Source organism: Synechococcus sp. FACHB-909 (assembly GCF_014698945.1).
GTDB lineage: Bacteria > Cyanobacteriota > Cyanobacteriia > PCC-6307 > Cyanobiaceae > Cyanobium.
Genome location: NZ_JACJTY010000002.1, coordinates 40,274 through 54,870 on the forward strand (window position 1 = coordinate 40,274; position 14,597 = coordinate 54,870).

A 14,597-nucleotide genomic window follows, 5' to 3' on the forward strand; every position below is an offset into this window, starting at 1 on the left:
GGTCGCCACAGCGCAGGAGCGGCACGGATGGCGACGTTGGGGCAGCAGGGGGCGGGCGCTGAATCGCCCATGGGCACACCGCGTGCCGAGCGGGTGGTGCTCGCCTATTCCGGTGGTGTCGACACCAGCGTCTGCATCCCGTACCTGATGCGCGAGTGGGGGGTGAAGGAGGTGATCACCTTCGCCGCCGACCTCGGCCAGGGGGACGAGCTGGAGCCGATCCGTCTCAAGGCCCTGGCGGCCGGCGCCAGCCAGTCGCGGGTGGACGACCTGATCGATCCCTTCATCCGCGAGTTCGCCTTCCCGGCGATCCGCGCCAATGCCCTCTACGAGGGGCGCTACCCCCTCTCCACGGCCCTGGCCCGCCCCCTGATCGCCCGCCGCCTCGTCGAGGTGGCCCGCGAGGTGGGGGCCGACGCGGTGGCCCACGGCTGCACCGGCAAGGGCAACGACCAGGTGCGCTTCGACGTCGCCATCGGCGCCCTGGCCCCCGACCTCAAGGTGCTGGCCCCGGCCCGGGAGTGGGGCATGAGCCGGGAGGAGACGATCGCCTACGGCGAGCGCTGCGACATCCCGGCGCCGGTGAGCAAGAAGTCCCCCTATTCCATCGATCTCAACCTCCTGGGCCGCAGCATCGAGGCCGGCCCCCTGGAGGATCCGATGGTGGAGCCGCCGGAGGAGGTCTACGCCATGACCCGGTCGGTGGCGGACGCCCCGGCCGAAGGCCAGGTGGTGGAGATCGCCTTCGAGCAGGGCAATCCGGTGGCCATCGACGGCGAGCGCCTCGATCCGGTGGCCCTGATCCGCCGGGCCAATGCCCTGGCGGGGGCCCATGGCTTCGGCCGTCTCGACATGATCGAGAACCGGGTGGTGGGCATCAAGAGCCGGGAGATCTACGAGACCCCGGGCCTGCTGCTGCTGATCCGCGCCCACCAGGAGCTGGAGAGCCTCACCCTGGCTGCCGACGTGCTGCGCTACAAGCGCCAGATCGAGATGAGCTGGGCGGATCTGGTGTACCAGGGCCTCTGGTTCGGTCCCCTCAAGGACGCCCTTGACGGCTTTCTCGACCGCACCCAGGCCACGGTCAACGGCCTGGTGCGGATCCGGCTTCAGAAGGGCAGCGCCACCGTGGTGGGGCGCTCCAGCGCCAGCGACAGCCTCTATGTGCCAGACATGGCCACCTACGGCGCGGAGGATCTCTTCGACCACCGGGCCGCCGAGGGCTTCATCTACGTGTGGGGGATGCCTACGCGGTTATGGGCCGCCCGTCGTCGTGGCGACTGATTTTCTGGGGCGCCCCTTCGCCGCCCAGCCGCAGGGCCCGCTTCAGGGCCTGGCCCCAGCCCTGCTTCCTGGCCACCGTGGGCAGCAGCAGGGGCTGGGGGCGGCCTGAGCCCGGGGGCGGCCCATCGGCCGCGGCGGGGTTGAGGCTGTAGAGCCGGTCCCGCAGGGCCTGGTTGTCGGCGAGCAGGTGCTTCTGGTGCTCCATCACCGTGGCCAGGCGCTGCTGGAACTTGCGCTCGAAGATCTCAGGAAGGTCTTCCAGCATCTCGTGCAGGGCCTTCAGCTCATCCCGGGCGGCGGCCAGCTCCATCTCAAGCTGCTGGGCGTCGGGACCGGTGGTGGTGATCGCCAGGCTGGTGGGCTTGGCCGTGGCCACCGCCGGTGCTGCCGCCGGCATCGCTGATGTCGGCGGGACGGGCTCCACGGCAGGCCCCAGGTCGTCAGTGACGGGCTCGACGGCCATGGGGGCCGGATCCGCAACGGCCGGAACTTCTCCGAAACTGAAGCTGGCCGGCGGTGGCACCGGAACGGAGGCCACCGGCTGGCCGGGCGTCAGGACACTCGCCGCCGGCGGCGCCGGGCTGGCCGGCCAGCTGGTGGGCGGAAAGGCCGGCTGGGCCGGCAGGCCACGGGACGCTGGTCTGCCTTCCGGGCCGACCTCCTCGCCGGCTTCCTCGCCGGCTTTGGACTTGTCCGTCGCAGTCATCGCCTAGCACCCATTGGGGGGAATGTAGGCCCAGTGATCAGCGGAGAACAAGCCGGATCAGGCCGTCGCCGCTTCGGTGGGGGCCACTTCGACCGCTGCGCCGGGGACGCTGCGGGGCGGGGGCATGGGGCCGTCCTGGATCACAGTCAGGTAGCGGATCACGTCCTCGGAGAGACGCATGGCCCGCTCGAGCAGGGCCACCTGCTGGCCGTTGCCGCTGTGGTTGAGCTGCACGTAGATGCCTTCCCGATGCTTGGCGATCGGGTAGGCCAGGCGGCGCTTGCCGCGCATCTGGGTGTCGAGCACTTCGGCGCCGGCCTCGACGACGATGTCGCGGTACTTGGCGACGTGGGTCTCGACTTCCTCCTCCGGGATGTCCGGCCGGAGGATATACATCGTTTCGTAGTAGGGCTGCGTCATGGTCGCCTGTGGAGGGGCTGAAGGGCACCGGGGCCCGTCAGCGACGGATTCAAGACCCTATCGCAGCGCCGTGGCCCCCTTCAGAAGAGCTGCATCCGCACCGCCTCGGAGACGGTGGGGATGTCGGCCTCCTTGCCCCGCAGGCTCTGGATCACCGAGAACAGCACCAGCAGCACCGTGCCCAGGAAGATCGTGTTGGAGAGGGTGCGGATGGCGAAGCCGGCGCCCAGGGGCGCCAGCACCGTGTCGAAGGCCAGGCTGAGCAGCACCAGCACGATGTCGATCAGGATCGCCTGCAGCACGTTGAAGCGGATCGGGTAGGGCACCTTGGGGTTGCGCACCACCAGCAGGAACAGCAGCAGGAACAGCACCAGGCCGCCGAAGGGGATGGCCTGCTCCAGGACCACCAGGGGCAGGGCCGGCAGCGCCAGCCACCCCAGCAGCGGGAACATGTCGAACAGGGACTGGCCGAAGCGCAGGGCGTCGCTCAGGGGCAGCAGGTAGGCCAGGGCTCCCAGCAGCCGCTGCCAGATCGGAGGACCTTCCATGGGGGCGCTGGCTCGGGTGTGGACGGTCCCCGCAGGCTAGGGGGCCCCCAGCCTGGCCAGGGCGGCGTCCCGCATGGCGATCACCGGCACGTCCGGCCGGCCGCTCCAGAGCCGCAGGGAGGCGGCCCCCTGCTGCACCAGCATCTCCAGGCCGTCGATGGTGCGGCAGCCCCGTTCAGCGGCCAGGCGCAGCAGGGTGGTGGGCCGGGGGATGTAGATGAGGTCGTAGACCGTGGCGGCCGGCCGCAGCAGGGCCACCTGGGCGGGATCCAGGGGCGAGCGCGCCGCCGCCGCCGGATCCCCGCCGGAGGCCATGCCCAGGGGCGTGGTGTTCACCACCAGATCGGCGCCCGCCAGCGCCTCGGCCAGGGGGTCGGGCTGTCCGTCCGCCCCGGGTTCCCAGGCCAGGGGTTCCAGGCCGGGGGCCCAGTCGGCGCAGGAGGCGAGGAAACGGCCCAGGCGGGTGCTGTCGCGGCCCGCCACCCGGATCCGGCCCAGCCCGAGCTCCACCAGGCCCGCCACCACCGCCCGGGCACTGCCGCCGCAGCCCAGCACCAGGGCCTCGCGGGCGGCCAGGCCCCGCAGCGGCGCCAGGAACCCCTCCACATCGGTGTTGGCGCCCAGCCAGCCGCCCCCGTCCCGTCGCACCAGGGTGTTCACCGCCCCCAGCCGCTGTGCCAGCGGTGTCAGCTCCCGCGCCAGGGCGGCCGCGGCCTGCTTGTGGGGCAGGGTGACGTTGAGGCCGCGGCAGTCGATCGCCTCCAGCCCCTGCAGCACCACGGCCAGGTCCGCGGCCGCCACCGGCAGGGCCAGGTAGGCCCAGTCGAGGCCCAGCGCGGCGATGGCGGCGTTGTGCATCGCCGGTGAAAGGGAGTGGCGCACCGGATCCCCCAGCACCCCCGCCAGGGCGGTGCCACCACCGATCACCGGTGCTGCCTGTGGGGTTGGCATGGGCTCGCATGGGCAGCTGCCGCCCGACCGTAGGTCCGCCGGATCCCAGGCTCCGACAGGCCCAGACCCCCTTCCCGGTACGGCACCGGTTCGGGAACCACCCCTCGCCTGGGTGAACCCTGGATGCGGAAGATGGCTCCAGTCAGAACTTCATCCACACCAGGAGGTGGTCATCCATGGGAAAGGTCGTCGGTATTGACCTCGGCACCACGAACAGCTGCGTCGCCGTGATGGAGGGCGGCAAGCCCACGGTGATCGCCAACGCCGAGGGCTTCCGCACGACGCCGTCGGTGGTGGCCTACACGAAGAACCAGGACAAGCTGGTCGGACAGATCGCCAAGCGCCAGGCGGTCATGAACCCGGAGAACACCTTCTATTCCGTCAAGCGCTTCATCGGCCGCCGGGTCGATGAGGTCAACGAGGAGTCCAAGGAAGTCAGCTACGGCGTCGAGAAGGCCGGCTCCAACGTCAAGATCAAGTGCCCGGTGCTCAGCAAGCAGTTCGCCCCCGAGGAGATCTCGGCCGAAGTGCTGCGCAAGCTGGCCGAGGACGCCGGCAAGTACCTGGGTGAAACCGTCACCCAGGCGGTGATCACGGTCCCCGCCTACTTCAACGACTCCCAGCGCCAGGCCACCAAGGACGCCGGCAAGATCGCCGGCCTCGAAGTGCTGCGGATCATCAACGAGCCCACCGCCGCGGCCCTGGCCTACGGCCTGGATCGCAAGAGCAACGAGCGCATCCTCGTCTTCGACCTCGGCGGCGGCACCTTCGACGTCTCCGTGCTGGAAGTGGGCGATGGCGTCTTTGAGGTGCTCTCCACCAGCGGTGACACCCACCTGGGCGGCGACGACTTCGACAAGGTGATCGTCGATCACCTGGCCGACAACTTCAAGGCCAACGAGGGCATCGACCTGCGCCAGGACAAGCAGGCCCTGCAGCGCCTCACCGAGGCGGCCGAGAAGGCCAAGATCGAACTCTCCAGCGCCACCCAGGCTGAGATCAATCTGCCCTTCATCACCGCCACCCCCGAAGGGCCCAAGCACCTCGACCTCACCCTCACCCGGGCCAAGTTCGAGGAGCTCGCCTCCAAGCTGATCGACCGCTGCCGGGTGCCGGTGGAGCAGGCCCTCAAGGACGCCAAGCTCTCCACCAGCGAGCTCGACGAGATCGTCATGGTGGGTGGTTCCACCCGCATCCCCGCTGTGCTGGAGCTGGTGAAGCGGATCACCAACAAGACCCCCAACCAGACCGTCAACCCCGATGAGGTGGTGGCCGTGGGTGCCGCCATCCAGGGCGGTGTGCTGGCCGGCGAGGTCAAGGACATCCTGCTGCTCGATGTCACCCCCCTCTCCCTGGGTGTGGAGACCCTCGGCGGCGTGATGACCAAGATGATCACCCGCAACACCACCATCCCCACCAAGAAGTCGGAGGTGTACTCCACCGCCGTCGACGGCCAGACGAACGTGGAGATCCACGTGCTGCAGGGCGAGCGTGAGATGGCCTCCGACAACAAGTCGCTGGGCACCTTCCGCCTCGACGGCATCCCCCCCGCCCCCCGTGGCGTGCCCCAGATCGAGGTCACCTTCGACATCGACGCCAACGGCATCCTCAGCGTCACCGCCAAGGACAAGGGCAGCGGCAAGGAGCAGAGCATCTCGATCACCGGCGCCTCCACCCTCAGCGACAACGAAGTCGACAAGATGGTGAAGGACGCCGAGGCGAATGCCAGCGCCGACAAGGAGAAGCGGGAGAAGATCGACCTGAAGAACCAGGCCGAGACCCTCATCTACCAGTCCGAGAAGCAGCTGGGCGAGCTCGGCGACAAGGTGGGCGCCGAGGACAAGGCCAAGGTGGAGGGCTTCGCCAAGGACCTCAAGGAGGCCCTTGAGAAGGACGACTCCCCGGCCATCAAGGCCAGCCTCGAGGAGCTGCAGAAGGCTCTCTATGCCGCCGGTGCCTCCGTGTACCAGCAGGCCGGGGCCGAGGGTGCCGCTGCCGGCGCCGCCCCCGGTGGCAACGGCAACGGCACCGCCTCCGCCGCGGATGACGTCATCGACGCCGAGTTCACCGAGAGCAAGTGATCCCCGGGCCGCCCGGCCCGGATCGCTCGGCACCAAGCCCCCCTCGGGGGGCTTTTTTCATGGCCTGCCGCGGCGTTCAGGTGCCGGTGGGAAGGCTCTCGATCTGCCCGGCCACCCAGGCGGCGCTGGCCGGCGCCAGCAGGATGCCGTTGCGGTAGTGGCCGCCCGCCAGCAGCAGCCCCGGGGCCGGCTGCTCCAGCAGGGGGGCCGGCCGGCCGACGGGGCGGGGACGCAGGCCCTGCCAGCGGCGCACCACCCGCGCCTCCTCCAGCCACTCCGGTGCCGCCCCGCCCAGGCCGCGCAGCTCCCTGAGCTGGTCCGGGTCGGCCCGGCGGCCCGGCTCCAGGGTCGCCCCCAGCCACAGGCGCCGGCCCCCCTCCAGGTCGGGACGGGGCACCAGGTTGACGCCCCGCCACACCACCGCTCCGGGCCACGGGCCGGGGAGGGGGGCGTCCAGCTCCAGCTCCAGGGCCTGGCCCAGCACTGGCTCCAGCTCCCAGGGGCCACTGTCCACCCCCGCGCCCACCTCCGCTGCGGCCTTCAGCAGCGTGCCGCTGGCGGTCCCTGCCGCCAGCACCACCCACGCCGCCCGCTCTGCGCCGCCGCCGGCCAGGTCCACCCGCCAGCCGCCGCCATCGCGCCGCAGGGCCACGGCCGCCTCCGCCCGCACGGTCAGGCCCCGTTGCCGGCCGTCCGCCGCCAGGGCCGCCAGGGCCGATCCCGGATCCAGCTGGCCGTCGCGGCCGGAGTGGAGCCCCGCCAGGGAGGGCTGGGGCAGGCCTGGCTCGAGCTGCTCCAGCCGGCGCCGGTCCCAGGGCTCGAGGGGCAGGCCCAGGGCCCGCTTGCGTGCCCCCAGCGCCGCGAGGCGTTCCTCCTCGTCCCCATCCGCCGCCAGCAGCAGCACGCCGGAGCGGTAGGGGATCGGATGCCCCCGTCGGGCCAGCTCCTGGCGCCATTCGGCCCAGAGCTCCAGGCTGCGCTGACGCAGGTCCCAGGCCCGGCCCCGCTCCCGGTGGAAGCTGTCGGCCATCAGCACCCCGAGGGCGGCCAGGCTGCCGCTGCGCACGGGGCCCTCGCCCGGGGCATCGGCCGCGGCGGCTGCCCGGGCCGGATCGAGCAGCAGCACCGTGTGGCCGCGGCACTGCAGGAACCAGGCGCAGGCCAGGCCCACGATGCCACCCCCCACCACGATCACGGAGGTGCCGGAGGGGCTCACAGGGGACGGTCCCGCTTCAGCAGGAGGGCAGGGGGCCCCGCCGGGGTGCGGATCAGGCGTCGCCGCTGGCGACCGGCTGGGGCGCGGGGGTGTTGGGCGAGGGGGCCGGCGGCACGGCGTTGGACACCTTGGCCTCGGCGCTGAAGGATTCGGCCAGGGCGATGGCTTCGGCCGGAATCACCTCGGCGTAGGAGCTGAAGCCGGTGGCCACCTTGATGTAGTCCTTGCGGAGGTTCTCGCCGTCCTGCAGACGGGCGGCCTCATCAAGCTTGGCCAGGGAGGCCTTCAGCTTGGTGGCCCGCTTGGCGGCCTCGGCCCGGTCGGCAGGCAGCAGGCGCTGGTTGATGTAGAGCATCTGGCGACCCAGATCCTGCATCGGGCCGTGGATCAGGTTGCGGGTGAAGACCCAGTTGCGCTCGTTGACCAGATCGGCCAGTTCCGGCAGGCGCTCCTTCGCGGCCAGGAACCCTTCGGTCTGGCGGGCGATCAGGGTCATGTCGGCGGGGCTGATCGTCGGCGGCTTGCGGGTCTGCTCGCCCGAGCAGGCCACCAGGGAAACGCTGAGCACCAGGGCCACGGCAAGCAGGCTGAGGCGGCGCAGGACACCCATCAGGGAGAGGGGCGCGGAGATCGACGCGACGGCCATGGGACGGTGCAGTGACGTGGCTGGCGCCGTGACTTTACCGGCCCGCCTGCGCCACCATGACGGTTCCGACCGATCCGTTCCGGATTCATTGATGCGTTCCCTCACGGCGATCCTGCAGCTGATCTGCCCCGATCGGCCAGGGCTGGTGAGCGAACTCTCGGGCTGGGTGGCCGCCAATGGCGGCAACATCCTCCATGCCGACCACCACACCGATGCGGGGGCGGGGCTGTTCCTGAGCCGGATCGAATGGGCCCTGGAGGGGTTCGGCCTGCCCCGTGAGGCGATCGTTCCGGCCGTGGCGGCCCTGGCGGGGCGCCTCGGCGGCGAGGGCCAGGTGCACTTCTCCGACGCCCTGCCCCGGGTGGCGATCTTCGCCAGCCGCCAGGACCACTGCCTGGTGGACCTGCTCTGGCGCACCCGCTCCGGGGAGCTGCCGATGCAGGTGCCCCTGGTGGTCTCCAACCACCCGGACCTGGAGGCGCTGGCGGTTGATTTCGGTGCCCGCTTCGTGCACCTGCCGATCACGGCGGCCTCCCGCGCGGAGGTGGAGCAGGCCCAGCTGGCCCTGCTGGAGGAGGAGCGGATCGAGCTGGTGGTGCTGGCCAAGTACATGCAGGTGCTGAGCCCCGCCTTCCTGGCCCGCTTCTCCCAGGTGATCAACATCCACCACTCCTTCCTGCCCGCCTTCCAGGGGGCCCAGCCGTACCACCGCGCCTGGGAGCGGGGGGTCAAGCTGATCGGCGCCACGGCCCACTTCGTCACCGAGGAGCTGGACGGCGGGCCGATCATCGAGCAGGCCACCATGCACGTGGGCCACCGCGACGAGGTGGAGGACCTGATCCGCAAGGGCCGCGACACCGAACGGCTGGCCCTGGCCCGGGCGGTGCGACTGTTCCTGCGCCGTCAGGTGATGGTCTACCGGGGCCGAACCGCTGTGTTTGATTGAGCCTTGCCCCGGGACCCGCCGTCGGTCCTTCGCTGCCGCCGCCGCTCCGGTGATCCGTTTCTCTGCCCTCGATGAGCGCCTGATGGCGCCCAAGCCGGCCGCCGCCACGCCCCTGGGCTGGCGCTGCTTCCAGCTGGGGATGTTCCTGCTGGCCAGCAGTGCCTTCCTGGCCGGCCTGGCCCTGCTGCTGGCCCTGATCCTGGGCAGCCGCGGCCGACGCCCGGTGCTGGCGGACCGGGTCAACGTCGTGCTCCTGGCGGCGGCGGTGCTGATGGTGCTGGGCTGCTTCCGGGCCGCCAGCAATGACCTGGCCTGGCTGGGGATGGGGAACTGGCTGCCCTTTTTCTGGGGGTTCTGGGGTTTCCAGGTGTATCTCGGCACCCCCGCCGCCCGCCGCCGCGTGGCGCTGGCGGTGGTGGCCGGCACGGTGCCGGTGATCCTCACCGGCCTGGGCCAGATCTGGTGGGGCTGGAGCGGACCCTTCCAGTGGCTGGGGGGCCTGATCATCTGGCACATCAAGGCCGGCGGCAATCCGCCGGAACGGCTGGCCGGACTCTTCGACTACGCCAACATCGCCGGGGCCTGGATGGTGCTGGCCTGGCCCCTGACCCTGGCGGCCCTGATCGAGGGCGGTCTCGGATGGCGGCGCCGGGGGGTGGTGCTGGTGATCGCCGCCGGCCTGGTGGCGGCGGTGTTCCTCACCGATTCCCGCAATGCCTGGGGGGCCCTGCTGCTGGCGGTGCCCGTGGTGGCCGGGCCCGGCAGCTGGCTGTGGCTGCTGCCGGTGCTGCTGGTGGTGCTGGCGGTGATCGGCCTCTCCACCCTGCCCTGGGTGCCGGCGGCCCCGCAGGAGCTGGCCCGGCAGGTGGTGCCCGAGGCGATCTGGGGCCGGCTGATCGACCTCGACCACGGCGGCCAGCGACCTCTGGCGATCACGCGCCTGGCCCAGTGGCAGGTGGCCCTTGGGCTGATCGCCGAACGGCCCTGGCTGGGCTGGGGGGCGGCCGCCTTCAGCATCATTTACCCGATGCGCACCGGCTTCTGGCACGGCCATCCCCACAACCTGCCGATCGATCTGGCGATGAGCCACGGGGTGCCGGTCGCGGTCCTGGTGGTGGGCCTGGTGCTGTGGCTGCTGGTCCGGGCCGGCTGGCTGGGCATGGCCGGCGGCACCCTCTTCGACCGGGCCTGGTGGGCCGCGGTCCTGGTGCTGGTGGCCCTGCACGCCACCGACATCCCTCTTTACGACAGCCGGATCAATGTGGCGGGCTGGGTGCTGCTGGCGGGTCTGCGCTGCTATCGCCAGCCAGCGCCTCCTGCCGGTGCCTGAGCAGGGTGGCGGCTGGTAGCGGGCCCTCCAGATGGGTCCAGGGCAGCACCCGTTCTTCCCCCCAGGTGGCGTGGACCACCTCCTCCCAGGGGGGCGGCGCCGGCAGGGGGACCGGCAGATCCGCCGGTGCGGCCACCTCGCCGGCGCGGGCTGCCCGGTAGGCCTTCTTCCAGCCGCCCTGGCTGTCGTGCTGGCCACGGGCCGCGGCGATCACGGGCGCCAGGCGGCGGTCGCTGCGGGAGAGCAGGGCCTGGATCACGCTCCAGCCGTAGCTCTCGGGGCGCAGTTCGATGCCCTTGGGCTGCAGGCGCCGCGCCAGCCGCTGCAGGCGCTTCTCCGCCTCCGGCCGCACCCCTTCCCACTGGAAGGGGGTGTGGGCCTTGGGCACGAAGGTGCTCACCCCGAGGCTCAGCCGCAGGCCCGGGGTGGCTTTCTTGAGGGCCAGCAGCAGGTCGGCGGTGGCTTCGATGTCGGCCTCCTCCTCGCTCGGCAGGCCGGCCATGCCGTAGAGCTTCAGGCCGCTGAGGCCCCCTTCCTTCGCGTAGCGGGCCGCCGCGAAGATCTCCTCGCCGACCAGCTTCTTGTTGACCACCCGGCGCATGCGTTCGCTGCCGCTCTCGATCGCGATCGTCAGTGACTTGCTGCCCCGCCGGGCCAGGATCCGCCCCAGCTGGGGGGTCACCGTGGCGGCCCGCACCGAGCTGACGCTGACCCGGGTGCCCTCGAAGCGGTCCTGATCGAGCCAGGTGAGCAGGTCGGCGAACTGGGGGTGCTGGGTCACCGAAGCGCCCAGCAGGCCGAGCCGCTGGGTCACCGCCAGGCCCGTCTCCACCGCCGGGATCAGGCCGTCGTCGAGGGAGGCGGTGCGGAATGGCAGGGTCAGGTAGCTGGCCAGGCAGAAGCGGCACAGTTCCGGGCAGCTGCGGGCCACCTCCACCATGTGGATCGAGGGCCAGGCCGCCTCCGGCGTGATCACCGTGGAATGGCTGAGGGTGTTGCCGCGCCAGGTCTGCTTGGCGATGGTGGCCGGCAGGTCGGCGGCGGTGGGCTCCACCGCCAGCAGGGCGCCGTCGGCGTCGTAGCGGGGGGCGTAGAGCGCCGGCACATAGACCCCGGGAACCTGGGCCAGCTGCCGCAGGCGTTCGGACCGGGGCAGGGGGCGGGCGGCCTGGAGGGCGTCGATGAAGGCGGGCAGCAGCAGCTCGCCGTCACCGAGCAGCACCACATCGAAGAAGGGGGCCAGGGGCTCCGGATTGGCGGTGAGCACCGGGCCGCCGCCGAACACGATCGGGTCGTCCTCCCGCCGCTGGTGACTCCACAGGGGGATGCCCTGCCGCTCCAGCAGGTCTAGCAGCACCGGTCCGTCCAGCTCCCAGCTGAGCGACAGGCCGAACAGGTCGCAATGGCGGTGCGGCGGATCCCCCTGGTCGGTGAACAGCCGCCGCACGTCCAGGTCGCTGCGGCGCGCCAGGCTGGCCCACACCACCTGGTAGCCCAGGCTGGTGATCCCCACCGAATAGCTGCTCGGGAAGGCCAGCACGGTGCGCAGGGCATCGGCGGCCGGTTGGGCCGGCTCGAACAGCAGGGTTTCCTGGTTCAGGGGGGCGGCGGGACGGGGAGATCCAGCGTGTCACTTCCGGGGACGCGGTGGCGGCTCCCTAAAGTCGGGCGCTCAACGACCGCTCGCCATGCCCACCCTGCCCAGTTTCGTCGAGATCGTCCTCGGGATTCTGGTGCTGTTCGGCGGCGGGGAACTGTTCGTGGCCGGTTCCGTCGCCCTGTCCCTGCTGCTGGGCATTCCCCAGCTGGTGATCGGCCTGACGGTGGTGTCCCTGGGCACCAGCACCCCGGAACTGTTCGTGAGCCTGATCTCCACATTCAATGGCGACGCCGACCTGGCGGTCAGCAACGTGGTGGGCAGCAACATCTTCAACATTCTGGTGGTGCTGGGCGCCAGCGCGGCCATCGTTCCCCTGCGGGTGAAGAGCCGTCTGGTGCGCCGGGACGTGCCCCTGCTGCTGGGCATCTCCATGGCCGTGTGGGGCATGGCCTCGGGGGGCCGGCTCACCTGGCAGGCGGGGGTGGCGCTGCTGTTCGCGATGGTGGCCAATCTCGTCTGGGAGATCCGCACCGCCTCGGAGGATTCCGAGGACGACGAGGACAACGAGAACGAGCGGGCCACACCGCTGGTGGCCTCCCTCAAGCTGGCGGCGGGCCTGGCCCTGCTGGTGCTCGGCTCCCAGCTGCTGGTGCGGGGGGCCACCACGGCCGCCGTGGCCCTGGGGGTGAGCCAGACGGTGATCGGCCTGACGATCGTGGCGGCCGGCACCTCCATGCCCGAGCTGGTCACCTCCGTGGTGGCCGCCTACCGGGGCAAGGCCGACCTGGCCATCGGCAACGTCGTGGGCAGCAACCTGCTCAACCAGGTGGTGATCCTGGGCCTCTGCGCCGTGGTCTCCGGCGGCAAGGGGCTGGCGGTGGATCCGGTGATGGTGAGCCGCGACCTGCCGATCATGGTGGCCACCACCCTGGCCTGCCTGCCGATCTTCTGGACCAACGGGGTGATCAGCCGCCTCGAAGGCTGGCTGCTGCTGGGTCTTTACGGGCTCTATCTGGTGGAGCAGGTCCTGGCCGCCACCGTCGGCGGTGAGATCGTCGACAACACCTACCGGTTCGTGGTTCTGGTGGCGGTGCTGCCCCTGCTGATGGTGTTCCTGGTCTGGCAGGTGCTGCGCTGGAAGCAGCAGCGCAAGCTCCTGGCCGTTCAGGGCGGCGAATAGGAACGGGTAGGCCAGCCCTTGGGTGGAGCGTTGGTAGCGGAGCGCATGGCATGCATGGCGAAATCAACCAGCTGGCTGAATCAAACGCAACAGCTGCTCCCGTACGGCACTCTCCTCAGGCGATTGATCGAGCAGCTTGAGTAGCCATCCCACCGCGGCAGAGGGGTGTCCGGCCCGTTCCTCAAGATCCGCCAGGGCTGCCCAGATCATCCGATCGGCTTCAGGCCAGTAGAGATGGCGAAGGTAGGGATTGAGGCTGGCGGGGTGGAAGGCTCCAATCGGCCCTGGTCCGACCTGTCGGTGGCGCTCGATGATGTCGGCACCGCGCTGCAGCCAGAATCTTTCGCCCGCTTGTCGCCCCACGGCCCGAAGATTCACGGCCAGCAGGCAGATGGCTGGCAGGTAGTCCGGATCAATCGTCAGCAACTCGGCCAGTAGACGGGTCGCCTCCTCGTGCCGCTGCAGCTGGAAGCCATAGAGGGCCTCGCGGTAGAGGCGGGCCGTGCGGTAGTGGTCAGCATCCGGCTGATGGAGCGACGACAGCGCCAGGGGCAACTGGCGCACCCGATCGAGCGCCAGTTGGGCATCCTGCAAGTGAGCCGTGGCATGAAGCTCCGCCTCATCGAGCATCGGCAGCACGGGCCGGAAACGCTGGAAGAAGTCCACCATCTGCCGGTCCCGCTGTTCTGGGCCCAGGCCGAGGCGCAGCATCAGAGTTTTGAGCTGGGGCTTCTCCTGCAGGAGCAGCTGCAAGGCCGTTTCGACCATCTTAGCACCGAAATCGAAGCGCAATTGTTCATGCATGCGCTCCGCCACCTCGGCGCTGTAAAGCACGGCGCCACAACGCAGGCTGTTCATCAACATCGTCGACACACCCCGTGTGGCTGCATCGGCATGGCGGAAAACAACCTCCGGTAACACAACCCCATCGCTCGGGAGGGGGTCCGAGAAGGCTTCCGGCTGGGTCAGTCCCTCCTGTTCATTGAACACATCCTTGTAGAGATGGCCGACGCGCAGGCGTTGATCAACGCGGCAGTGGTAGCCACAGAGCCCAGCCAGCATCGAAAGGAAACGATCCTCATGGCCCCAGTCCTCCAGGAAGTCCGGAAAACCTTCCAGGCGTTCGTACACCTGCCGGCGGATGGCAAAGAAGCCGCCATTCACGAAGGGCGCCGTCACATCGACCAGGGGATCGGATTGAAGCCTCACCCAGGCAGGATTCAGATGGCACAGCCGCTTACTGCTGTAGATCGAGCCGGCGGTGGAGGCACCATTACGACTGTCAAAACAGTCGATCCCCAGCAGATCGCAGCCTGGGTTGCGGAAATGGTCCTGAACCTTCAACCAGAGATCGCTCTGGGGAAACTCCAGATGGGCATCGAGGAACACCAGGACCTCCGCACGGCAGCCGGCCGCACCCTGGCGACGGCCCCGGGAAACACCAATCCGGAAGGCCCCGCGCTGCAGTCGAACCGTTCCCTGGTCGCGACGTTGACGCCAGTGGGGTTCGTCGCAGAAGTCCGTGCTGCCATCGCTTGAGGCGTCGTCGTAGAGGGAGCACTCAAGGCCGCCCTCGGGGGGCGTGAGCGCCAATGCACCCTCAACAGTTCGCCTCAGATAGTCACCCTCGTTGCGGCTGCCGATGATCAGGCTGAGGCCTGGAGAAGTGGTCGGCATGGCTCAGCCGCT

Annotated in this window: 12 protein-coding genes and 1 pseudogene; 5 read left to right on the top strand and 8 right to left on the bottom strand. The window is 70.3% G+C overall.

Translation table 11 applies throughout. From position 1 onward, the window contains the following. Positions 1–69 precede the first annotated feature (69 nt). Positions 70–1,284 carry an argininosuccinate synthase gene (locus tag H6G99_RS03585; protein ID WP_094586247.1) on the top strand — a complete coding sequence of 405 codons (1,215 nt, stop codon included), beginning with the start codon at positions 70–72 and terminating at the stop codon, positions 1,282–1,284. Here H6G99_RS03585 and H6G99_RS03590 read toward each other — a convergent pair. From H6G99_RS03590 to H6G99_RS03605, 4 genes are all read right to left on the bottom strand, one after another. Next, on the bottom strand, positions 1,247–1,990 hold the full coding sequence (locus H6G99_RS03590; RefSeq protein ID WP_094586246.1) for a hypothetical protein: 744 nt from the start codon (positions 1,988–1,990) through the stop codon (positions 1,247–1,249). The two genes, H6G99_RS03585 and H6G99_RS03590, sit on opposite strands and share 38 nt — an antisense overlap. Before the next feature lie 57 nt (positions 1,991–2,047). Beyond that, positions 2,048–2,410, bottom strand: coding sequence for a 30S ribosomal protein S6 (rpsF, locus tag H6G99_RS03595; RefSeq protein WP_094586245.1), 363 nt, complete (start codon positions 2,408–2,410; stop codon positions 2,048–2,050). 80 nt (positions 2,411–2,490) lie between these two features. Next, the gene (locus tag H6G99_RS03600) at positions 2,491–2,958 is read right to left on the bottom strand and encodes a Tic20 family protein (RefSeq protein ID WP_190609933.1); all 468 of its coding nucleotides are present in this window, start codon (positions 2,956–2,958) and stop codon (positions 2,491–2,493) included. A 36-nt stretch (positions 2,959–2,994) separates the two neighbouring features. Next, a complete protein-coding gene (locus H6G99_RS03605; protein ID WP_190609934.1) occupies positions 2,995–3,909 on the bottom strand; it encodes a shikimate dehydrogenase in 915 nt (304 codons plus the stop codon). 176 nt (positions 3,910–4,085) lie between these two features. On the opposite strand from H6G99_RS03605, the gene dnaK reads away from it, so the two are divergent. Beyond that, positions 4,086–5,990 carry a molecular chaperone DnaK gene (gene dnaK, locus H6G99_RS03610; RefSeq protein ID WP_190609936.1) on the top strand — a complete coding sequence of 635 codons (1,905 nt, stop codon included), beginning with the start codon at positions 4,086–4,088 and terminating at the stop codon, positions 5,988–5,990. Positions 5,991–6,066: 76 nt separating this feature from the next. On the opposite strand, the gene H6G99_RS03615 is transcribed toward dnaK, so the two are convergent. Next, on the bottom strand, positions 6,067–7,206 hold the full coding sequence (locus H6G99_RS03615; RefSeq protein WP_190609938.1) for an NAD(P)/FAD-dependent oxidoreductase: 1,140 nt from the start codon (positions 7,204–7,206) through the stop codon (positions 6,067–6,069). Positions 7,207–7,363: 157 nt separating this feature from the next. Beyond that, positions 7,364–7,819 (bottom strand): annotated as a pseudogene (gene psbQ / locus H6G99_RS03620) (photosystem II protein PsbQ); the annotation flags it as partial. Positions 7,820–7,943: 124 nt separating this feature from the next. On the opposite strand from psbQ, the gene purU reads away from it, so the two are divergent. Beyond that, positions 7,944–8,798, top strand: a complete 855-nt coding sequence (purU, locus tag H6G99_RS03625) for a formyltetrahydrofolate deformylase (protein WP_190609941.1) — start codon at positions 7,944–7,946, stop codon at positions 8,796–8,798. Between the two features lie 82 nt (positions 8,799–8,880). Continuing rightward, positions 8,881–10,128, top strand: coding sequence for an O-antigen ligase family protein (locus H6G99_RS03630; RefSeq protein ID WP_190609943.1), 1,248 nt, complete (start codon positions 8,881–8,883; stop codon positions 10,126–10,128). Here H6G99_RS03630 and H6G99_RS03635 read toward each other — a convergent pair. After that, positions 10,055–11,668, bottom strand: coding sequence for a B12-binding domain-containing radical SAM protein (locus H6G99_RS03635; RefSeq protein ID WP_190609944.1), 1,614 nt, complete (start codon positions 11,666–11,668; stop codon positions 10,055–10,057). The two genes, H6G99_RS03630 and H6G99_RS03635, sit on opposite strands and share 74 nt — an antisense overlap. A gap of 148 nt (positions 11,669–11,816) precedes the next feature. Between H6G99_RS03635 and H6G99_RS03640 the strand changes: the two genes are divergently transcribed. After that, on the top strand, positions 11,817–12,908 hold the full coding sequence (locus H6G99_RS03640) for a calcium/sodium antiporter (protein WP_190609946.1): 1,092 nt from the start codon (positions 11,817–11,819) through the stop codon (positions 12,906–12,908). 63 nt (positions 12,909–12,971) lie between these two features. Here H6G99_RS03640 and H6G99_RS03645 read toward each other — a convergent pair whose 3' ends face one another. Further along, a complete protein-coding gene (locus tag H6G99_RS03645) occupies positions 12,972–14,585 on the bottom strand; it encodes a glycosyltransferase (protein ID WP_190609947.1) in 1,614 nt (537 codons plus the stop codon). Positions 14,586–14,597 lie beyond the last annotated feature (12 nt).